This window comes from Pseudomonas sp. ASL7 (assembly GCF_056680375.1).
The window spans coordinates 1,687,917-1,708,768 of sequence record NZ_CM155279.1 but is presented as its reverse complement, the minus strand read 5'-3'; the positions used below and the strand labels follow the sequence as shown (position 1 = coordinate 1,708,768).

At 55.4% G+C, this 20,852-nt stretch carries 20 protein-coding genes and 3 pseudogenes; 8 read left to right on the top strand and 15 right to left on the bottom strand.

Annotated elements, in window-relative coordinates; genetic code table 11:
* Positions 1 to 150 precede the first annotated feature (150 nt).
* Positions 151 to 1,101: a LysR substrate-binding domain-containing protein gene (locus AC1MDT_RS07800; RefSeq protein WP_480421471.1), complete on the top strand. Its 951-nt coding sequence runs from the start codon at positions 151 to 153 to the stop codon at positions 1,099 to 1,101.
* A gap of 223 nt (positions 1,102 to 1,324) precedes the next feature.
* Here AC1MDT_RS07800 and AC1MDT_RS07795 read toward each other — a convergent pair whose 3' ends face one another.
* The 5 genes and pseudogenes from AC1MDT_RS07795 to AC1MDT_RS07775 all read right to left on the bottom strand — a co-directional run bounded on the left by AC1MDT_RS07795 (position 1,325) and on the right by AC1MDT_RS07775 (position 6,674).
* On the bottom strand, positions 1,325 to 2,791 hold the full coding sequence (locus AC1MDT_RS07795) for a heavy metal sensor histidine kinase (protein ID WP_480421470.1): 1,467 nt from the start codon (positions 2,789 to 2,791) through the stop codon (positions 1,325 to 1,327).
* Positions 2,788 to 3,459, bottom strand: a complete 672-nt coding sequence (locus AC1MDT_RS07790) for a heavy metal response regulator transcription factor (protein WP_480421469.1) — start codon at positions 3,457 to 3,459, stop codon at positions 2,788 to 2,790. The genes AC1MDT_RS07795 and AC1MDT_RS07790 overlap by 4 nt, the downstream gene beginning before the upstream one ends.
* A 137-nt stretch (positions 3,460 to 3,596) precedes the next feature.
* Positions 3,597 to 3,860 (bottom strand): DUF2790 domain-containing protein, encoded by a 264-nt coding sequence (locus AC1MDT_RS07785; protein WP_480421468.1) that lies wholly within the window; start codon positions 3,858 to 3,860, stop codon positions 3,597 to 3,599.
* 274 nt (positions 3,861 to 4,134) lie between these two features.
* Positions 4,135 to 5,646 (bottom strand): annotated as a pseudogene (locus AC1MDT_RS07780) (thiamine pyrophosphate-binding protein); the annotation flags it as partial.
* Positions 5,647 to 5,771: 125 nt separating this feature from the next.
* Complete coding sequence (locus AC1MDT_RS07775; RefSeq protein ID WP_480421467.1) at positions 5,772 to 6,674, bottom strand: LysR family transcriptional regulator; 903 nt, start codon at positions 6,672 to 6,674, stop codon at positions 5,772 to 5,774.
* A 124-nt stretch (positions 6,675 to 6,798) separates the two neighbouring features.
* On the opposite strand from AC1MDT_RS07775, the gene AC1MDT_RS07770 reads away from it, so the two are divergent.
* The 5 genes from AC1MDT_RS07770 to AC1MDT_RS07750 all read left to right on the top strand — a co-directional run bounded on the left by AC1MDT_RS07770 (position 6,799) and on the right by AC1MDT_RS07750 (position 11,212).
* The gene (locus AC1MDT_RS07770; protein WP_480421466.1) at positions 6,799 to 8,229 is read left to right on the top strand and encodes an aldehyde dehydrogenase family protein; all 1,431 of its coding nucleotides are present in this window, start codon (positions 6,799 to 6,801) and stop codon (positions 8,227 to 8,229) included.
* A 63-nt stretch (positions 8,230 to 8,292) separates the two neighbouring features.
* Positions 8,293 to 9,021 (top strand): metallophosphoesterase family protein, encoded by a 729-nt coding sequence (locus AC1MDT_RS07765; RefSeq protein ID WP_480421465.1) that lies wholly within the window; start codon positions 8,293 to 8,295, stop codon positions 9,019 to 9,021.
* A gap of 140 nt (positions 9,022 to 9,161) precedes the next feature.
* Positions 9,162 to 10,295: an alpha/beta hydrolase family protein gene (locus AC1MDT_RS07760; protein ID WP_480421464.1), complete on the top strand. Its 1,134-nt coding sequence runs from the start codon at positions 9,162 to 9,164 to the stop codon at positions 10,293 to 10,295.
* Between the two features lie 182 nt (positions 10,296 to 10,477).
* The gene (locus AC1MDT_RS07755) at positions 10,478 to 10,693 is read left to right on the top strand and encodes a hypothetical protein (RefSeq protein WP_480421463.1); all 216 of its coding nucleotides are present in this window, start codon (positions 10,478 to 10,480) and stop codon (positions 10,691 to 10,693) included.
* A 60-nt stretch (positions 10,694 to 10,753) separates the two neighbouring features.
* Complete coding sequence (locus tag AC1MDT_RS07750) at positions 10,754 to 11,212, top strand: metallophosphoesterase family protein (protein ID WP_480421462.1); 459 nt, start codon at positions 10,754 to 10,756, stop codon at positions 11,210 to 11,212.
* A 143-nt stretch (positions 11,213 to 11,355) separates the two neighbouring features.
* Here AC1MDT_RS07750 and AC1MDT_RS07745 read toward each other — a convergent pair whose 3' ends face one another.
* Both AC1MDT_RS07745 and AC1MDT_RS07740 read right to left on the bottom strand, forming a co-directional pair.
* On the bottom strand, positions 11,356 to 12,114 hold the full coding sequence (locus tag AC1MDT_RS07745) for an SDR family oxidoreductase (protein ID WP_480421461.1): 759 nt from the start codon (positions 12,112 to 12,114) through the stop codon (positions 11,356 to 11,358).
* A 328-nt stretch (positions 12,115 to 12,442) separates the two neighbouring features.
* Entirely contained in the window at positions 12,443 to 13,360 is a 918-nt protein-coding gene (locus tag AC1MDT_RS07740; protein ID WP_480421460.1) for a LysR family transcriptional regulator, read from the bottom strand.
* A gap of 401 nt (positions 13,361 to 13,761) precedes the next feature.
* On the opposite strand from AC1MDT_RS07740, the gene AC1MDT_RS07735 reads away from it, so the two are divergent.
* Entirely contained in the window at positions 13,762 to 14,439 is a 678-nt protein-coding gene (locus AC1MDT_RS07735; RefSeq protein WP_480421459.1) for a dTMP kinase, read from the top strand.
* A gap of 431 nt (positions 14,440 to 14,870) precedes the next feature.
* Positions 14,871 to 15,542, top strand: a complete 672-nt coding sequence (locus AC1MDT_RS07730) for an ATPase (RefSeq protein ID WP_480421458.1) — start codon at positions 14,871 to 14,873, stop codon at positions 15,540 to 15,542.
* Between the two features lie 149 nt (positions 15,543 to 15,691).
* Here the strand turns inward: AC1MDT_RS07730 and AC1MDT_RS07725 are convergent.
* The 8 genes and pseudogenes from AC1MDT_RS07725 to AC1MDT_RS07690 form a co-directional block, all read right to left on the bottom strand.
* A pseudogene (locus AC1MDT_RS07725) lies at positions 15,692 to 16,048 on the bottom strand (histidine phosphatase family protein); the annotation flags it as partial.
* A 21-nt stretch (positions 16,049 to 16,069) separates the two neighbouring features.
* Positions 16,070 to 16,354 carry a phosphoglycerate mutase family protein gene (locus AC1MDT_RS07720; RefSeq protein ID WP_480421457.1) on the bottom strand — a complete coding sequence of 95 codons (285 nt, stop codon included), beginning with the start codon at positions 16,352 to 16,354 and terminating at the stop codon, positions 16,070 to 16,072.
* A gap of 33 nt (positions 16,355 to 16,387) precedes the next feature.
* Positions 16,388 to 16,630 (bottom strand): AbrB/MazE/SpoVT family DNA-binding domain-containing protein, encoded by a 243-nt coding sequence (locus AC1MDT_RS07715; protein ID WP_480421456.1) that lies wholly within the window; start codon positions 16,628 to 16,630, stop codon positions 16,388 to 16,390.
* A 220-nt stretch (positions 16,631 to 16,850) separates the two neighbouring features.
* Positions 16,851 to 17,039, bottom strand: a pseudogene (locus AC1MDT_RS07710) (DUF1254 domain-containing protein); the annotation flags it as partial.
* A 309-nt stretch (positions 17,040 to 17,348) separates the two neighbouring features.
* Positions 17,349 to 17,732 carry a VOC family protein gene (locus tag AC1MDT_RS07705; protein ID WP_480421455.1) on the bottom strand — a complete coding sequence of 128 codons (384 nt, stop codon included), beginning with the start codon at positions 17,730 to 17,732 and terminating at the stop codon, positions 17,349 to 17,351.
* A gap of 91 nt (positions 17,733 to 17,823) precedes the next feature.
* The gene (locus tag AC1MDT_RS07700; RefSeq protein ID WP_480421454.1) at positions 17,824 to 18,936 is read right to left on the bottom strand and encodes an S-(hydroxymethyl)glutathione dehydrogenase/class III alcohol dehydrogenase; all 1,113 of its coding nucleotides are present in this window, start codon (positions 18,934 to 18,936) and stop codon (positions 17,824 to 17,826) included.
* Positions 18,937 to 19,084: 148 nt separating this feature from the next.
* Positions 19,085 to 19,978 carry a transporter substrate-binding domain-containing protein gene (locus tag AC1MDT_RS07695; protein WP_480421453.1) on the bottom strand — a complete coding sequence of 298 codons (894 nt, stop codon included), beginning with the start codon at positions 19,976 to 19,978 and terminating at the stop codon, positions 19,085 to 19,087.
* A gap of 75 nt (positions 19,979 to 20,053) precedes the next feature.
* Entirely contained in the window at positions 20,054 to 20,842 is a 789-nt protein-coding gene (locus tag AC1MDT_RS07690) for a HalD/BesD family halogenase (RefSeq protein WP_480421452.1), read from the bottom strand.
* Between the last annotated feature and the right edge of the window lie 10 nt (positions 20,843 to 20,852).

The window sequence follows — 20,852 nt, the reverse complement described above, 5'->3', positions numbered from 1 at the left end:
ATGATTGAGGGGGTAGGGCGGACTGAGTCGTCAGCCCGATTGAGTGTGCGAGAAGACTAAAGCGATTTTATAATGAAGAAAATATGGTAATTTCTGTCAGTATTAGTAGTTTTACTAAACCTAAAATGCTTTCGAGGCCTTCGCATCGCCATGAGTCGCTTACCGCCCTTACGATCCCTCCAAATATTTGAAGCCGTCGGTCACTGCGGCAGTAATTCCCAAGCGGCAATGCGATTGAACATTTCCGTGGGCGCGGTGAGTCAGCAAATGAAGTTGCTTGAAGAGGCGTTGGGTATGAGCCTGACGGTCAAGGAGGGACAACGCTTGCGACTGAACGCCATTGGCCAGCGTTTTCATGCGCGGTGTTCTATAGCATTTGAAGAATTGAGAGCCGCCGTTTCCGAAGTAGAGCGGTCGAAAAACCCCAACAATTTATATGTCAGTGGCCTGCCTTCTCTCATGACCAAGTGGCTGGCGCCTCTCACCTACGAATGGCAGCATGAAGATGATGATCTCGACATCTATCTGGATGGCACGCTGGCGGATACTTCGGAGGAGGAAAACGCAGATTTTCGAATCGGCTATGGCGAACCTGGCCAATATGCCGGGCATAGCGTTGTCCTGTTCCGCGATTGTGTAGTGCCGGCATGCTCACCAACGTTTTTAGGCCATCCCGGCAATGTGAAGCAGGCGAGTGACCTGCTCCAATACCCTCTTCTGCGTATCGATTCACGGCCGAAATTTGACTCCCCCCCCTCATGGGCCGAATGGTTTGAGCTGGAATGCGCTTCTGTCGAGCATACGATTGCCATACGTCGTAGTTTTTCTTCGTCCAGCATGGCTATTCAAGCCGCCATCGATCACCAAGGCATCGTGTTGGCGCAGTTTTCGATGATTTCCCGTGACATCGATGAAGGGCGCCTGATCATTCCTTGGCAGCGCGCCATGCCTCTTCCTTCGCCGTATTACCTGAGTTGGCACCCCAACACGCTGCAGAAAGCGCAATGTCGGGCATTTCAACGCTGGTTGATTGGCCGAGGGAAAGCACAAGAGGAAATTACTGATTCCTTGATAGCTGCGCCGCCTGGTAGACCTCAGTGAGTAGCAGCCATGTCCATTGCATCATTACGTTGCCGGATGCGGGACCGTGTTTCATGGGGCCGCGTACATCTATCCGGCGATCTCCATTCAAACGTTAGTTCGGCAGAGGCGCAGCGGGCGCCTTGACCTGCAGGCACAACAATTGAGTGCCAATGTCGGCCTCGTCAAAGCGCTCGGTGGGGGATGGGACTCCACCGAGCTCGCCGTGGAAGTTCGATGAAGATCAACCGGGGGAGGGGCGCTTCACGTCGATGCTGAGGCGAGGGGCGTCCGGGCCGGTTTGAAAGCCGGCCTGACGCTCTTGCTGATCCCGCATGGGGAAAAACAGCTCGAAACAGGTCACGCCATTCTCGCTGGTGACGCTGTAGCGGCCACTGTGCAACTGCATGATAGTCGCTACGATCGAAAGCCCCAGGCCATTGGACTGCGCCGAGCGCTCGCGTGATTGATCAACGCGGTAGAAACGCTCGAATAATCTCGGAAGGTGTTCCGCCGCAATGGTTGTTCCGTAGTTGCGCACGCGCAGATTGATGCCACCCTCGGAGGGTGTGGCCTGGATCAACAGTTCGGAATGAGGTGCACCATGTTTTATCGCGTTGGCACACAGGTTAGCCAAGGCGCGGCGTAGCAACATTGGCTCGGCCCAGATAAGGCCGTCGCCCTCCGCACGGATGGTGATGTCGGCTTCCGCGGCCAGGCCTTCAAAGTAATCGGCTACGCGCTCCAGTTCGTCGGCGGCGCCCAGCTCCTGGCGCTGATCACGAGCGCTACCGGGGTCAGTGCGAGCGAGGAACAGCATGTTGTCGAGCATGCGAGTCAGGCGTTCGAGCTCTTCGATGTTGGAGGCGAGCAGCTGCTGGTAATGTTCCACGCTACGATTCTGCTGCATGGCGACCTGGGTTTCACCCAGCAAGTTGTTGATGGGCGTGCGCAGTTCGTGGGCCATGTCAGTCGAGACCTGGCTCAGTTGCGCAAAACCCTTGGCGAGTCGCTCAAGCATGGTGTTGAAAGAGTCGATCATCGGGAGCAACTCCTTCGGGGCGCCTCGGCCGTCGAGTCGCTCTGTCAGATTGCCAATGCCGATACCGTGGGCTTGATGCGCCAGGCGTCTGAGAGGCAACAAACCGCGGTGAACCACTACATATCCAGTCAGCGCCAGGACAAGGGCCGCGAGACCGGCGAGGACGTATACGCTGAGACGATAGCTGGCGAGCACTGCGGTTCGTTCGGTCATCAGGCAGCCAATGGTCACTTTCAGCTTGCCCGAGTCGATACTCGCGGAGATGGCCGCGAAGGGGGTACCGTTCACGGCGGGTAGATGCTGCACATCTGTCAGAGCCAGGGAATGGTCCATTGCCACGGGAGTGAGGTCGGGAATATCGATATCTCTTGGATTGACCTGTAGTAAAGGGGCTTCCCCTGAAACGCCAATAGTAAGTACGTACTCGCGATTGCCCAGCATGTTCTGAAACAGCACAGGTTTGGTCCTGATCAGTTCCAGCGTATTACCGCCATTGAGAAAATTACGCAGCTGATCTACGCGGTAAACCAGGGTGGACTCGTCGCGTTGTATCAGTTCGCGTTCAAGATCGCGGTACAGTGCGACGCCGGTGGTTGCCAGCAGGGCGAAGGCCAGCAAGGCAAACACCACGGCCAGGCGTAACGTCAGGGAGTAATGGCGATGGTTCATGGTTGCGTATCAAAGCGGTAGCCAATGCCCCGCACACTGTGGATCAGCTTCAGCTGGAAAGGGTCGTCGATTTTCAGGCGCAGGCGTCGCACCGCCACGTCCACTACATTGGTGTCGCTGTCAAAGTTCATGTCCCAGACCCGGGAGGCGATCAGTGAACGAGACAGCACCTGATCCTGATGCGTGGCGAACAGGTGCAACAATGCGAACTCCTTGTTTGTCAGCGTCACTCGCACGCCCGCACGGGTGACGCGGCGTTTGATTACATCAATCTGCAGGTCAGCGATATGCAGTTGCTCTTCTTCCCGGGTCGGACCTCGGCGGGTCAGGGTGCGCAGGCGTGCGACCAGTTCGGCGAAAGAAAAGGGTTTGATCAGGTAGTCGTCGGCCCCCAACTCCAGGCCTTTGATTCGGTCGGCGATATCATCTCGCGCAGTGAGGAACAGTACCGGCGTGTCGGCTTCCTTGCGCAGGCGGCGCAGTACTTCCCAGCCGTCCATCTTCGGCATCATCACATCCAGCACAATGACGTCGAAAGGCGTTTCCAGGGCCAGGTGTAAACCATCAACACCATCGCGGGCTAGGCTGACGGAGTATCCCTGCTCTTGCAGACCATTGAGTAAGTAGTTGCCCGCCTTGGGTTCGTCTTCCACGACAAGGATGTTCATGAGAATGACCTTGGTTCGGTTTCGGTATTCGATCCACAAAAAGCGGACCTGGACGCCACGAGCAGGTAGCGCAAGTATAGCCCTGCCATCAGGTGGTGTTGCGTATTGCCTGCTCGCGGACAGTCGTGTGCACTTCATCAGTTTTCGTTCGTGCAACGTCCTTGAACCAAGTAGTCCAGTACATGTTCCTGGCCCTGATGATCCAGGTAATCGAGACGGGCCGGAATGACGCCGCATTGGTCCGGCATGTCAGTCATGGATTTGACTTTCGCAACGTCCAAGTGAACGAAGAAACCGGTCTTGTCGTGGATCACCGCCGAGGTGTCGGTGGTGTCGGTGGTGTCGGCGAAGGCTGAACCGGTGGCGAGGAGGGTGGCGAACCCGAGCATGAACAGTTTCATGGCAGTATCTCCCTGTCTAAGGTGGGCTGCCTGTTGTTTGGCAGTGAGTTCACGGTAACAAGGCAACTCCAACAGCCGACGAACAGCACAATGACAAAGTTGTAATGCAATCTTGTCCGAGGCTGAAGCCGATAGCTCACCAGTGGAAAACGCTAATTTGATCGTCTGCTGTCGATTCTTGGCAGCTGTCGCGGAGACTTGGGGGGGACTTTGAGAAAAAAGGCGCCTGGTAAGTCGTAAATCAGGCGCCCATAGGGAGGAAACGGGTACGAGCTTATCTTTTGCTTGATTGCTCTCTGATCTGAGTCAAGCTGAGTCGAGGTGTCAGTGCTTCAGGGTCGACTCTGATCTCAATCAACGATGGTCGAGACATGTTAAGGCAGCGTTCAAAAGCTGGTTCAAACTCGGATGTGTTGGTTACTACCTCGCCATGCAGTCCGTAGGCTCGAGCAAGGGCTGAAAAATCCGGGTTGTGCAACTCAGTTCCCGAAACGCGCCCTGGGTAGTTGCGCTCCTGGTGCATTCTGATTGTTCCGTACATTCCGTTGTTGATAACAAGGAAAATCACGTTGGCACCATACTGCGCTGCAGTGGCGATCTCCTGACCATTCATCAAGAAGCAACCATCGCCTGAGAAAGAAACAACCACTCTATCCGGGCATGTCAGTTTGGCCGCCACCGCAGCAGGAACGCCATATCCCATTGAGCCGTTTGTAGGGCCTAGCTGGGTACGGTAATGGCGGAACTGATAGAAGCGTTGAAGCCAGACGGCATAGTTTCCAGCGCCATTGGTTAAGATCGCGTCGTCCGGAAGTCTACGATTCAGCCACTCAATGATTTCGGCCATTTGGACGCTGCCAGGGGAGGGAGTCCGCTTCAGGTTTTGCTGATAGTAGCTGTTCAGTGTACGCGTCCATTCGCGCTTTCTTTGGGGGTTAGCTGCTGGGAGCTTTGCTGCTGATTTAGCAAAGGTCGACAGGCTGCTGTTTATCGCCAACGCAGGTTGGTAAACCCGTCCAAGTTCCTCGATACCTTGGTGAATATGAATCAAGGTTTGTTTGGGTACCGGGATCTCCAAAGCAGCATATCCACCTGTCGAAACCTCGCCCATTCGAGAACCGACTACGAGTAAAAGGTCAGCCTCTCTGACCGCTGACGACAGCTGCGCTGACGCGGCGAATCCAAGGTCTCCCACATAGTTGGGGTGTCGATTGTCGAAAAGGTCTTGGCAGCGAAAGGAAGCTGCAACCGGGATGTCTTGCTGTTCAGCGAAGAGCCGAATGTCGTGCACTGATTCTGCATCCCAACCGCTGCCACCCAGCACCATCAATGGTCGCTCTGATTGCTCAAGTAGTTGATGCATCGAGGCCAGTTGCTCGGCCGCTGGCGTCATCAAGACACGCTTGAAAGGCCCGGCATCACTTACCTCCGCCATTTCAGTCAACATGTCCTCTGGTAATGCGACCACTACGGGCCCCGGTCTACCATTCACCGCTCGGTGGAACGCCTGGCTTATCAGTTCCGGAATTCGGCGGGTGTCGTCTATTTGGACAACCCATTTTGCCAAGGGGCCGAACATCTGGCGAAAGTCGATTTCCTGAAAGGCTTCGCGATACTGTTGATCGCGAGCTACTTGGCCAATGAACAGAATCATGGGCGATGAGTCTTGGAACGCGGTGTGAACGCCAATAGAGGCGTTTGTAGCCCCTGGGCCTCGGGTGACGAAGCATATGCCTGGCTCACCAGTCAGTTTGCCATAGGCTTCGGCCATGTAGGCCGCACCACCTTCTTGACGACTTTTTGACCCAGTACCCTTTCGAGCTCATCTTGATTTGAGCTGCCGACGTGATGGGTTTGCGAATCATTGCCAAGGTTCGATTGAAAGATTCCCGTTGCGACTCGTCGCCCGAATCAAACCAGATTGGGCCGCATCTCGTGCACCAGATCAATCAGTGCTCGCAATCGCACCGGCACGAAGCGATGACCCGAGTAATAAAGCCTCAACCCGCCAAACGACGGGCTCCACGGCATCAGCACCGGCACCAGGGCGCCGCTTGCCAGTTCTTCCTGGATGAACCACTCGGAAATGAAACCGATGCCAAGGCCCAACAACACGGCCTGTTTGATGGCCAGCAACTCGTTGAATGCGAAGCGCACCGGCAGATCCATCTGCATCTTTTGGCCGTCGCGCTCCAGTTCCCAATGGTAGAGGCCACCGTGGGCCATGCGCATGCCGATGCTCTGGTGGGTGAGCAGGTCTCGCGGGTGCTCGGGCACGCCATGGCGTTCGAGATACTCGGGCGTTGCCACCACGAGCATCCGGATGTCACCTGACAGCGCCACGGCAATCATGTCTTGCGGTACAGACTCTGCCAGGCGAATCCCGGCGTCGAAGCCCCCGGCGACGATGTCGACCATGCTTGATTCGCTGACGATGTCGATGCGCACCTCGGGATAGCGCTCAGCGTACTGCTTGAACAGCGGTTCCAGCAGCAGGTAGGCCGCGCCATGCGGTGCATTGATGCGCAGTGTACCGCTGGGTTCGTCGAGGCCGACGCTGGCCTCTTCGTCGGCACTTTTGATCTGCGCCAATGCAGGGGCAATGCGCTCCACATAGCGTTGCCCGATGTCGGTGAGGGCAACGCTGCGCGTGGAGCGATTGAACAGGCGTACTTTCAGCCGCGCTTCCAGGCCGGCCACCGCGCTGCTCACGGCGGTGGTGGACATGCCCAATTGCTGTGCCGCGCCACGAAAACTGCTGCGGCGCGCAACGGCCAGAACCACTTCCAGCTCGGTCATTCCTGTTCTGTGCATGGATTGTCCTGAAAATGCGGATGCTTCATAAGCCAAAGGATAGCTTATCGGAACAATGAACCCTTCTTAGACTTCGCTTCACAGAGGCTCGATTCAGGCGAGTCATTTTGAACGAGGAGTTGCCATGCAGCGCATTGAACACATCTACATCAACGGCGAGTTCGTCATTCCGCATGGTCAGGAATGGTTCGACCTCCATAACCCGAGCACCGAGCAAGTCATCGGTCAGGTTCGGCTGGGCGATGCCCTGGACGCCCAGCGTGCCATTGCAGCTGCCAAGGCTGCGTTCCCGGCCTGGTCTCGTACCAGTCGGGAGGAACGCATTGCAGCACTGCAACGCATGCACCGGGCCGTGGCGGCAAGAGAGGAAGAGTTGCTGGAAGCCATCCTTTTGGAATACGGCGCACCTGCAGTTCGTGGGCGCTGGATGGCGACTTATCCGGCGGATGTGATTGCGCAAGCGATCGACGCACTGGAGGCGTTCGATTTCGAGGAACAGGTCGGCAGGGCCAGGGTCATTCTGACGCCCGTGGGCGTTACCGGTCTGATCACGCCCTGGAACAGCAATGCGGGCTTCATCTGCAACAAGCTGGCCACTGCGCTGGCGTCAGGCTGTACTGCCGTCATCAAGCCCAGCGAGATGAGCGCGTTGCAGACGCAGGTCGTGGTCAGGGCGTTGCATGAAGCGGGACTGCCACCGGGTGTATTCAATATCGTCAACGGACGGGGCGATGTGGTTGGCGAAGAAATCGCCCGCCATCCCGACGTTGCCAAGATCTCGTTCACGGGTTCGTCCGCAGTCGGTCAGCATCTGGTAAGAGCCGGCGCCGACACCCTGAAGCGCGTGACGCTCGAACTCGGCGGCAAGTCGCCCACCGTGGTGCTCGACGATGCGGATTTCCAGGCGGTCATGCCGTTGGTGCTGCAAGCCGGATTTCTCAATAGCGGCCAGGCTTGCATCGCGGGCACTCGCATCCTTGTGCCGCGCAGACGGTTGGCAGAGTTCGAGAGGGTTGCGAAGGAGGGCGTCTCACAGATTCAATCGGGCGATCCGCGCAACGCCGACACCGACATCGGCCCGATGGTGAGCCAGAAACAATGGGCACGGGTGCAGCGCTACATCCGTATCGGCCAGGAAGAAGGCGCGAGGTTGCTGGCCGGTGGCGAAGGTCGCCCGGAAGGCTTGCACGCCGGATGGTTCGTCAAACCCACGATCTTCACAGATGCCAACAACCGGATGTGCATCGCGCGTGAGGAAATCTTCGGCCCCGTGCTGACTATCATCCCCTACGAGGATGACGCTGATGCGATCAGCATTGCCAACGATACGGACTATGGGCTGAGCGCCCTGGTGCTGGGAAAGAGCCCCGAACGCTGTGTGAATATCGCCCGTCAGATCGATTCGGGACGTGTGCTCATCAACACCCTGGCCCACGAACCGCGTGCCCCCTTCGGTGGATTCAAGCATTCAGGCCTTGGGCGCGAAATGGGCAGGTGGGGGATGAGCGCGTATCTTGAGCCGAAGACATTGGTCTCGTGTGACCCGTTGAAATGACCAGGTCGGGTTCCTGTCAGGGAGTACTGGGTGGATAGCATCGGAAACAGGGCGGATATCCCAATGAAGCTTCAAATCTATTCAGATTTGCACAACGAATTTGCTCGATTCGATCCGACCCCAAGCGATGCTGACGTCATTATTCTCGCAGGTGACATCGATCTGAAATCGCGAGGAGTGACATGGGCTAATGAGACATTCCAGCGCCCGGTGATTTATGTGTGCGGAAATCACGAGTACTACGGTGGTCACATCGATCACACACTGCGCAAGATGAAGGAGGCGGCCTTACCTCATGTGCATGTGCTGGAAAATGAGGTGCTGATTTTGGATCAGACTCGTTTTCTGGTTACTACGGGGTGGACGGATTACACCTCGACTGGAGATGTCCAGGCCGCGATCCGCACAGCATGGGAGTGGATGAACGATTTTCGCGTGATTAGCGCTGACGCGAGCTACCGACGCTTGCGGCCTGCTGATCTGATCAGCAAATCCAGGATTTCCTACAACTGGCTAGCTCAGGAATTAGGTACACCTTTCGACGGCAAAACAGTGGTGGTCACCCATCACGCGCCAGTAGCAGACTATCTGTCTGAAGACCATGCCGGCCACCTGGCGGCTGCCTATGCAAATAACTGGTCAGATTTGTTGGGCAAGGCTGATCTTTGGGTCTATGGCCACACTCACGTAGCAGCAAGCTTCACCAAAAATGGATGCCGGGTTGTTTCAAATCCACGCGGTTATCCAGGGCAGCACACCGGTTTTGATCCTGATCTGATTATCGAGCTGTGAAAGCTGGCGAGAGCCAGGCGGTATGTGCGCCGTGAGTCTGACATCACCCTTTACCCATTCTTTACCTGTCCTTGCGCCTCGTTCGCCAGCGGGTCGGTTAGGCTGCTAGCCATCTTGATCTGGACGACTTTGTGAATCGAATGAACCTTCAACCTCGGTACTGGCTAGCTGTGGGCGCCTTAGTGGGTAGCCTGGGATTGATCTCTGGTTGTGCGGGCGATCCGCCAGACCCGCGTACCAAGTTCACCGAGCGGGTCAATAAAGAGCTGACCACCGCCTATCAACCGTCCCACAACGAAACGGCTGGCTGGGGCGCTATCTGGCAACTCGATCAGCAATCGGTGGATGTTGCGTGGTTGGCGCCGGCTACCCATGAGCGCTTGCCGCTGATTATTTACCTGCCGGGATTGGGGGAGCCGGCCTCGGGCGGAGTAAAGTGGCGCAATGCATGGGCGCAAGCCGGTTATGCGGTGCTGTCTGTTCAGGGGCACGCCTATGATCATTCGATTTTTGCGTCGAGGCAGGCGTTGGATGGCGACTTCCGTGAGGTGGCAAGCAGTCATTACACCGCCGCCGCCTTACGCGACAGGCTGTCTACATTGCAGAAAGTCCTGACCGAGGTTCGAGCACGGGCCGCGAAAGGAGACGCGCAACTGGCTGCCATTGACTGGAACCAAGTCGTGGTGGCCGGCTTTGATATTGGGGCGCAGACCGCTGAGGCACTGGCCGGGGCGCTGGAACCTGGCGCTACGTCGGGGGTCGCGATTCAGCCCAAAGCGGTGTTGCTGCTCAGCCCTTATGTTGAAGCCGGTGCCGGGCGAGAAGTGTTCGCCCATATGTCGGCGCCCGTGCTGTCGATGACCGGTCAGGAGGATGAAGATCCGTTCAACTGGGTCAGTTCTTATCACCAGCGACAAGTGTTGGGCGAGTCAGTTACGGTGGCGGGCAGTGTTCAGTTGGAGCTGAACAACGCGACGCACAAGACCTTGTCCGGTACCGAGTTGTTCAACCGGCCGGTTAAAAAGGGCGACAAGGGCAGCGATCAGTCCGGCGATGCTTCCAAAGGTAAAGGGCACAAGCACGGCGCCAATTCCGGCGGCGGTTCCCATAGCCGGATGGTGGGCGAGCCGGCCCCGGATCCCAAACAAGTTGCTGCGATTCAGGCAATTGGTGTGGCGTTTCTGGATAGCCGCATCAAACACAATCCCGCGGCCACTGAATGGTTGCAGAAAGGCGCGCCAGGTTGGCTGGATGGGGCAGGGCGGTTGAAGTAGTTTTGGGCGGGGCAAGCTGCTGTCGCCGGTGACCCATAACCATATCATTGCCCTCAGGCAGTCCTCCCAGCTAGCGCCCATTCAGCTGGATCAGGCAGCACAAAACCGATTCATGCACTGAAACGTTGACGAAACATTCAGCCCCTATGATTAGCGTCACTGAAAACTCAGAGGGGCTATAGATGAACCGGCCATCAAGAAGCATGCGCAAACTGCTCGACGCCGTTGCCAACAACAATGAGACAGCGGCGCTTGATGTGATGCGTGCTGCTGAGCAGCTCCAAGACGAAGTGCTGCGCCAACGGTTGCTCAACTTGATTCATCAGCTCAACCAAGATGCTAATGACTTACGAATGGCGCGCGATGATATCCAGGGTAATGCCATCAAACTCGCGTGACCGGCCTTGATCAATTGCTGGCGTACGATAGGGGCAATCTGAACCATTTCTGGAGACGGTATGAAAGTCGGCGTGATTTCTGATACACACGGCCTGCTTCGTCCTGAATCCGTTGCTGTCCTGGAGGGATGTGAGCTGATCATTCACGCGGGTGACATTGGTAGCCCGCAGATTCTTGATCAACTGGCGACTATCGCGCCTCTGCACGTCGTACGCGGCAACAACGACCAAGACGCACCATGGGCAGACAATCTCCCTGATCTTCTACGTTTCGACGTCAACGGATGGCAGGCGCTGTTGGTGCATGACATTGTCGATGTCCCGGTCGTGCTTGATCATGGCATAAAGCTGGTGATCACCGGCCACTCCCACAAGCCGTGCATAGAATGGCGTGGTGAGCAGCTTTACCTCAATCCCGGCAGCGCGGGACGACGACGCTTCAAGCTGCCGGTGACGCTGGCCCTGCTTGAGGTCTCTGCGACTTCAATTGAGCCTCAGTTGATTTATCTACTGGAGTGACTCGCGTCATCCACAGTGGGGAAGTCGACCCGTTCACTCGGGTGCCATGAGCCCCGCAAGCGTCATATTGATGAACCGGTACCGTCGATCATCCCACTGAAGATGAAGTCAACGTGGGCCTGGACATTCTTATGCCGTCGCGATCAGCCAAGAGCCGGGCCGTTTGCGACTATGTCATTGAACTGATTGACCCACGCATGCTCGTTCGGGCCAGGATTGGCGCGCATGGCTTCGGCCGGAGCGACGAGGATTTCGTCCGCACCACTGTCGAACTGTTTCATCGCTTGCGTAATGAACTGGTCGAGGGGAATGGCACGTTCCTCCTCGCTGCTGTTAAGCAACTCGGTGCGTACCCACGGTGGTGCGATCTCGACCAGCTGGATGCCGTGTTCGCGTAGCAGGTAACGCTGCGACAAGGTGTAGGAGTGCAGTGCTGCCTTGGTCGCCGAGTAGACCGCCGTCACGGCCATTGGCACGAAGCCGAGCACCGAGGATACGTTGACGATGACCGCATCAGGTTTCGCCTTCAGATGCTCGACCAGCGCCGAGGTCATGCGGATCGGACCCAGCAGGTTTGTGGTGACGGTCGACAGGGCAAGCTCATCGTCCACCGGACCTTCAGCATGATCGAGCAACATGATGCCGGCATTGTTGATCAGCACATTGAGCTCAGGGTAATTGGCGATGAGGTGCTGCGCTGCTGCCTGGATGCTAGCCGTGTCGTTGATGTCGAGTTCGATGGCTGCCATGCCGGGGTTGGCGTCGAGCGTTTGCTGCAGTCGCTCCTTGCGCCGTCCGGAGATGATCACTTTATTGCCGAGCTTGTGGAAGGCTTCGGCCAGGCCCCGGCCGATGCCGGAGCCGCCGCCAGTGATGAAAATAGTATTGCCGGTCATACGCATCACGCTTCTCCTGAAGAGATGAAGTAAGGAAATGCCGCCACGAACGGACAAGTCGAACGATGTGTCGTGCAGGCAGTGACGCTAAGTTGGCAGCTTCGGCGTGAACGGAGTAGCCACTCTTTTTCGCTATCATTTATGTAAAAGATGCATAGGCATTGCTGCGCTATGCCGAGAGGTTGCATTTCTGTGACCTAGGGGAGGAGAGGTCGCGGTCAATCCGGATGGCCATTCCAGACTGCCTGAAGCTGCAAGGGCGGTCGCCACCGGCTTTCTGGAAGGAGATGCTCGGCAAAGGGACAGTCAATCCACTTGGTTCGCCCGGGATCAATCATCGAGCCTGATGCTGGCTTGAAACGTCACTTCCCTCGCCAACCAGGCTGGCTACAAGATGTTCGATCAGGGCGCGGCCGGCACTGCGAGTTCGCGAGCCGTGGGGGTAGTAGGCATGAACAGGTATGGATTCGGTCTCCCAATCGGTGAGCAGCGCGACGAGTTCACCGCTTTCCAGCTCCCGCCGACACGCCCATGCCGTTGTCGAGGTGATCCCCAGCCCAGCAGTTGCCGCCGCTACAGCGCCTTCGTTTTCGTCGGTCGAGAAGTGCGCCTCGAGCTGAATCGTCCTGGTCTCGCCATCGCGTTTGAACGTCCACCCGCTCGGAACCGTCGAGGCTGGACCGGCGATGATTCGATGTGATTGCAGGTCTTCCGGCGTAGTCGGCTCCCCAGCGGCGCGCAAGTAGGCCGGGGAGGCGAGAATAAATCTGGAGATCGTCATGATCTGACGGCTCGTAGCACTGGAATCGACCAGCCGTCCCAACCGTATGGCTACATCGATATTTTCGCGCACCAGATCCTGCCAATGATCGGCGAGCAGGACCTGGATATGCAGGTTGGGGTGTATCGCTGCGAACGGAGCTATACGCGGAATGATTTCCCTTACGCCGATGCTCGTTGGCATGCTGATCCGGACGACGCCACGCAGCTCCGCGCCGCCGCGAACGCTTTGCTCTGCTTCTTCCACCGCGGCGAGGATGGGTTCCATACGAACCAGAAAATCCGCTCCTGCCTCAGTCGGTACGACTGCACGTGTCGATCTCGCCAGTAGCAGGGTGCCAAGATCGGCTTCAAGCTCGGCCACAATCCTGGAGACCTGGGATTGAGAAAGGCCCACTTCGCGTGCCGCAGCCGAAAAACTGCCCAGTCGCGCCACCCTTGTGAAAAGCTTGTAGGAGAAAAGGTCCTTCATGCGTTAGCACCTTCCATCAGCCAGTATGTGCCTTGAGTCCGCTGGCAGAAGCTGCTGTGAAACGGGCAGTAAGCTGGCGCATCGCTGCTTGGGTGAGTGATTTTTTTGCGGGGAGGTAGCTGGGACACTATGACCGCAGTTACCAGTGGTGCCGATTATCACGCAACTTCAGTATGGAAAGGATAGCCCGTGTAACCCACTTCTGTGCCGCCGAAGAGCGACGACCGATGTTCATAAGCGGCTGTAACCCTGGATTTTAAGTCCGGTTAGCCAGAAACAAGGTTAGAGTGTTCATCAATGCCTGTTCATAAGGGCCCTCCACTCGAGTCGCGTAGTCGCGCCAAGCGGTTCCAGCGAACGACCCGGGCAAAAAAAACCGTATATCAATCGATATTTGAAGAATGAATCGTCCGCTGTTTGTTTCTCTAGATGGGCCCAAGGGAACCGGCAAAACCACACTGTTGGAAGCCATTACGAAAGTACTGAGGGCAGACAACAAAAAGGTGATCCGACTGTGCGAGAAAAAAAGCGATCCCTATAGGGGTGAAACAATGGCCCTCGTTAACAAACTCGTCAGAAATCCCACCCGGGATTTGGAGTTGGGGGTTTGTGAGCGCTTTGCTGATAGCCGTACCTGGATTTCCCAGCACGTGCTGGCTAAACAGCCGCCAGGCAGCATCATCCTGATCGATCGCTGGTACCCGTCGGATGCCGCGTTTCGCCGGATAGTCCCGTTTGCAGAGATTCTACAGTTGAACATTGATCGAAACGTGCGAGTGCCAGACCTGCATGTCGGGGTTGTCACCGCCCCGGATATTTCATGGGGGAGGGCAGCGGCACGACGGCGTGGGCTGAACAGTACTGTGATCCATAAGCTGGAAGAACATGTCGCTTGTACCAAGGCGTTCGAGCGAGCGATTGCAGATCACGGCTGGGTTTTATGCCGTAATGAAGGAACGATCGAAGACGCAACGATGCAGGTGGTTTCTGAGATCTATAGAGTCCTTCGATGCCGCGCAGGCGAAGTTCGCTGCGCCGGTCTTGATGCGGTTGATATAGCCGTAGATATAGATCGTTAGCAGGATCGAAGGGGGATTTAGCGCCGCAATGGTAGCTTTGGCATCGCGATTGCTCCGTGGAAGAGGTCAGCGCAGCAAAGGTCTGGGATGCTGGATGCGGCTCCGACACAGTCGAGTCCTGGCTGACCAAGTGATCGTTTTGAGTACAAAGCAAGGGCCCTTCGACGGCCCTTTTTGTTTATGAGGGTGACCAGCCTGCAGTCCCCACGGATCCCACCTTTTTTGTTGTTCTCTTGATGATCGCCGTCGTCAGAGTTGGTCGAACGTACTGCTGAGTCTGTAGCAAGCCAGCGCGATCGTCAGTTCATGCACCTGCCGCTTTCCACCATTCGTTCAGTCGATAGTTATCATCAAGGAATGCAAGTTCTGTTTTGCCGGCAAAGGAGGAGGATGGCGCTATACTGAAGCCGCTTCTGTAAGGAACCTGCACGATGAGAATTTCAACCTGGCTGGCCCTTGTTGCAGTATTGACCGTCGGTTTCGCCGCTACCGCACCGGCCTATGCTGGCGACCCGCAGTCCTGCCATTTTTTGCCGATGGCGGACAGCACCGCCGGCCTGCGGCATGCCCAAACACTGGGTGTGCTTTACAGCGAAAACACCGTCAACACTCTCGAATACCTGGAGCAGTACCACGCTGTAGCGCTGAACGGCGCGAAGAGCCCTGCGCTGGATTCGCGCATCAGCAACGCCTTCGTCAACAGCTCCGATCCGAAACTGGCGATCAACTGGCTCATGGGTTCGCTACAGAAAGAGTTCGCCTCGGTGACCGTCTACGACAACCTCGATGCGCTGGTGCAAGCCCATCCTGACGCGGTTGTGATGTTGGACACATACAGCCGTCTGGTATCGAAGCGCAACAACCAGGTTGAAGCGCGATTCATGGCCAAGTTCTACGACTCGAACCTGCAATATATCGGCAAGGCTGAAGGCTCGCGTGAACAACAAATGCCTTCTGTCTGGGTTCATGGCAAAGCGGCTCCGGAGATTGCCGCGCAAATTAACCAGCAACGTGACTTGCAAGTTGATGCCCTGAAACAATTCGATGTGTCGCTGAAGGCGCTGGTTACGTCCAGCGAAGTCGCTCAGCTCGCAACCAACTGATGGTGTGGCCCCTAGGCAACCGCATCCGGAGCCGCATGGATAATCAAATCGGGCGCGCGACAGCCCCGATACTTTGAGCTTCTCTTTCACTGCTTAACTACGGAGGGTGAGATACTTGCGGGCTTGCGATGTAGCGGTTAGCCGAGAAGCTATCTTGTGCAGAACTCGTCGATAAATCTCTCTCGCCCAGATGAGTCGATTTGGCATTCTACTGTCCATCCGCCGTCGCTAAACACAAGTTGATAACTTGAACAATTTCTAAACGGTTCCCTCACATCGAGGGCTCGGAATTCACGCATCAGGTCGTATGAACGAGCGTGGCCTCCATGCTTGATCAGCCAAGCAACTGCTCTGATGAATTGACCATGGCTGTAAACCAGGATGTTCTGAACATCGCTATCTGCAAGCTTGGTCAGCATCGCATCTGCGCGCTCTAGCAGATGATCGAAAGACTCTGCGCCAGGCCCATCGGTAAACTCCGCGTCACCGTTCTCCCAATAGCTTTGCGCATGTGGCTTTCGGTCGGCTTAGGTACTACCAGAGAAGCGGTTTGGGGTCAGATACGTAAATTCTTCGACGGGCCACAGTTCGAATCGAGTGTGAGGGAAGCGCTCTGCTGCTGGTATGGCGGTTGCGGTAGCGCGTTCAAAGGGAGATGAGATGATCAGGTCGGGCGCGCAGGTGATGGAGTCAGCAAACGCTCGAGCTTGAAGCTTGCCTTTTTCAGTCAGCGGTATTGAGTCCGGTGCTGTCGTGGCGAGCCCCGCATTTGCGGCGCTCTCAGCATGACGAATCAACCTAACGAGTTTCATCGCGGGCCCCTCGATTGATGTTGAGGAAACTCCTCATTTGTCCTCGGCGCTGCCGCGCTGCTCGCCATTCCAGGCTTGCGTGAGCTCGTCTATTCGATCCGCGATTTGAGGCTTTTTTGATAGGACAAGGCATCGCGTGTGGCCGACAAACTCTTCTAGCAGATACACGGCGTCGCCGACATCCAGTTCCAACTCTTGCAGCGCCTCATCGGGAATTCGTATTGCGCCGTCACCATCCCACTCTTCGATGATGATTCTCATAGGTGGCTTTCTCACGTGTGGTCTCCATTACATCTGAGTCGGCAATGGTAACGTGCTTTTTGCGTAAAGGCTCAGAGCGCGGCGAGCAAACGTTCGCCCCGCCAGTTAGAGCTGGTGCCACGCCTTCGCCTCATGTACTTCATTGCAGTTGCGCGCAATCAGCCCATCGTCGATCACGTGCAGAAGACTGTCCTCGACTACGCGAACCGCGCGGCGTTTCCGCTGGCACTGCGCTGAACGGCTTGCCGGCTTCGGTGTCTATTTTTGCGAATCGCCCCAGCAGATCCTCTTCCACGTCCTGGGACGGGGCGAACGACAGCATGAAATTCAAATAGCGAAACAGTTCCGGGGTGTCGCTCATGGTGGGTGTGGGTTTTGGCCAGTCGATCTTCGGCGGGGCCGGTGGAGCCTTGTGCTTGTCGTAATGGACTTTTTACGTTTGCAGGACGCCAGCCTCGGCCGCTGTTGGCTAAGCGCCGACAGCGGGAGATAAGTGGAAGAGGGTTGCAGCGGTAAGGCCTTGCAAACAAGGCCCTTTCTATCGTCCTTTGAACTAAATGCCAGTCAGAGACCTGGTCGCTTTAACGATGAGTTAGATGAGGCAAGATTTTTTACCGCGACAAAAGATTTTGACACTGCTCTTTTGTCCTTACCTGTTAAGCTGCTTAGCTTCGATATCCAGTTTTCGGTCTGTTCGGAATAGGGGGGCCGAAGGGGGGTTGCAGCAAAGCTGTTACTCTGGTTTAAAGCAGTAAACAGCCAGTTTGTTGCCATCTAGATCTCGGGCATAGGCGGCAAAGGCGTTCGGAGCCCAATCTCGGATACCCGCTGCACCCTCGTCTTTTCCACCTTCATCCAACGCAGCTAGGTGAAAAGCTTTGATTGACTCTCGGTTGGGGGCTTCGAAGCTAACAGTACTGCCATTCCCTACGGAGGCTAGTTGCCCATTAGCGGGCTTTAATACAAAAAAAGAGGGTTTGTCCACACCCCAGATCGAGCCATTATCACCCAAATCTGCAATGCGTTTCATACCGAGTTTACCCAGCACTTTATCGTAAAATTTACGCGCTTGGTCAAGGTTGTTGGTGCCAACAGTTACGTGTGTGAATACAGACATTTATAGCTCCAGTTTCAGGGTTGTTAAGAATAAGATCGAACCATGGGTAGAGACGAAATACGTGGGTGGAAAAAGGACTTTAGAAAGTTGTTCAGAAGTGAATGACGGAACGAATGCTTTCACCAGCATGCATTAGATCGAACGCTCTGTTAATGTCCTCCAAGCCCATTGTGTGGGTAATAAATTTATCCAACGGGATCTCGCCTTTCTCAGCCATCTCCACATAAGTAGGAAGTTCGGTACGCCCCCTAACGCCGCCGAATGCACTACCGCGCCAAACACGACCTGTCACCAATTGGAACGGTCGCGTGCTGATTTCCTTACCGGCAGCAGCAACGCCAATGATGATCGACTCGCCCCATCCTTTATGGCAGCATTCGAGCGCTGCCCGCATGAGGTCAACATTGCCGATGCATTCAAACGAGTAATCCACGCCGCCGTCAGTCATATCAATTATGACGTCTTGAATCGGACGATTAGCTTCCTTGGGATTAATGAAGTCAGTCGCTCCAAGCGCTTTCGCAATACCAGATTTAGATGGGTTGATATCAACAGCGATGATGCGACCAGCATTAGCCATCTTGGCGCCGATGATCGCGGACAATCCAATACCGCCTAGTCCGAAAATGGCCACGGTGGCTCCAGCTTCAATTTTTGCAGTATTTAAAACTGCCCCAATGCCAGTCGTTATACCGCACCCTAGGAGGCATACTTTCTCTAGAGGAGCACTCTTAGGGATTTTCGCCAAGGAAATCTCAGGTAGAACGGTATATTCCGAAAACGTCGATGTGCCCATGTAATGAAAGATGATCTCGCCTTTGTACGAAAACCTGGAAGTTCCGTCGGGCATCAAACCCTTACCTTGGGTCGCACGAACAGCCTGGCAGAGATTGGTCTTGCCAGAGAGGCAATACTTGCACGTTCTACATTCGGCTGTGTAGAGGGGGATGACGTGGTCTCCAATGGCTAAAGAGGTGACACCTTCCCCGATTGCTTCGACAACGCCACCCCCTTCATGGCCGAGGATGACAGGAAAAATCCCCTCGGGATCCGCGCCGGAAAGCGTATAAGCGTCTGTATGACAAACGCCGCTGGCTATGATTTTGACCAAAACCTCTCCTGCTCGTGGCGGGGCTACTTCAACCTCAACAATTCGCAGTGGCTGGTTGGGGCCAAAAGCTACGGCTGCACGTGACTTGATCATTTCAGGTACCTACTCGCTATAAGATCCGCGCCGATCAGTGCGGCAGCGACGTACTGTGTGAGCGTCGTCGATACATTCGTCGATTAAGAACTTGTATCGCGCCTTAATTGTTTTGTATTTTTTAGTTGCCGATTTAGGAGGCGATAGTTCAAGGCGTAATATCAGACTTAAACCATTTTTCGGACAAGGTTTTCACTGTCCCGTCCGCTAACGCAGCGCTCAGCGCTCCGTTGAATTTCGCCTTGAGTTCAGGATCGCGGGTACGGAACGCAAACGCTTCACCTGGCCCCCAAATAGGACCGCCAATCTTCGGGCCGACCATAGACAGCGATTTATTCTCAGGCTTGTCGAGTATTGAGTTGAAAAAAGTTACGTCGTCGAATGAATAATCTATACGGCCCGCCAGTACGTCAAGAGCGTGCTCGCCGGATTTTTTGTACTCGCGAATAGTCGCAACATCTTTGAAGTTTGTTTCGATAAACGCGGTGTAGGCTGTGCCTGAAGCAATACCGATGGTTTTACCTTTAACGAGTGCGCGGAGTTTGTCGATATAGGGCTTGTCCGTTGCAGTGTTGCCGGTAAGTTTTATAACTTCGTTAGATACGCCTGCACCCGCAATTAACTTAGGGTCTCCTGTAACAAATACGCCCGGGGTAGTTGCGTAAGGGATGGAGAAATCGATGACTTTCTGGCGTTCCGGGGTAATTACGATGGCGTCCATGAGCACGTCGTACTTGTTCGTATTAAGGCCCTCAATCATCCCGTCCCAGTCCTGCGCTTGTAATTTGCATTCAAGCTTCATACGGGCGCAAAGGTCTTTCATTAACTCCGGTTCAAACCCGGCGATTGCGCCGCTGGGGAGTGTCATGTTCCACGGCTCATAAGCGGCTTCTGTGGCGATGACCACTGAAGTCCATTCCTTAGCTTGAGACGTTGACGCGAAGAATGAAGCCGCGCCGATTAGCGCAAAAATTACCAATTTCAGTGATGCCTTACTCTTTATGTCCATGGTTTTTTCCAATGTTTGAAGGAAGAATGGCATAGTAAGAACCTGTGGCGGCGAACCGAGTAGATAATATAAAGCTATCATTATTTCGATGTGCGTCGCTAATGCGCGTCAGAATGCGCGCCCATAAAAACCGATTTTCTCCTCGTCACTGAACATCACGCCGGGTTTTTCATAGTAAGAGAACACCGCGATCATGCGCTCTTGTTGGCCTTGCACGGGAGTGACACGATGCGCTGTATTTTTGCCACGAAATACGTTCAGGGTTCCAGCTTCCAATTCCAGGGTTTGAACCTGTGGGTCCCGTCCCTCGAGCAACTCCACCACACCGGCATAGTTCGGATCATTGTCCGAGCGCAAGTTGCTGCGATATTGGAAACTACCACCCGATTCCGGTGCCTGCAAAAGCAAAGTTGTAGTAAATTCCGCACGGTCAAAATGCCAATTGAGTGCTTCCCCTTCGCGATAACTCATTACATTGGCCCGGGCCAAGGGATCCTGCATCACGTGAAGGGCAGGCTTGCCCATGGTAGCCGCAAGGAACCGGACCAAGGGTTCATATTCGTAGATCGCCAACACTGTGCTACACGGTATCTGGTCTGCGCATAGGGTGTGACTGATGGTCTCGACCTTGCGCAAGGCAGGATGAGACGGGGCAAGTTCAGGAATATCCGGTTTAAAATAAATATTGTGTAAACGCTTATGGACGTGCGACTGAGTGTCCATTATGGGGCTGACTTCAGCAACTGCCTTTTGGGCGGCAGCCGGTATGACGAGCTGATTCAGATTGAACATACCAGTAGTGTTCAATTCTAGGATCGCACGGTCAACCAAGGCTTGCCATTCAGGGCTTCCTTCCCGATCAAGCGGGTAGCGCTCCAGATCCAGAATGTTTTGCATGGGGGGGCTC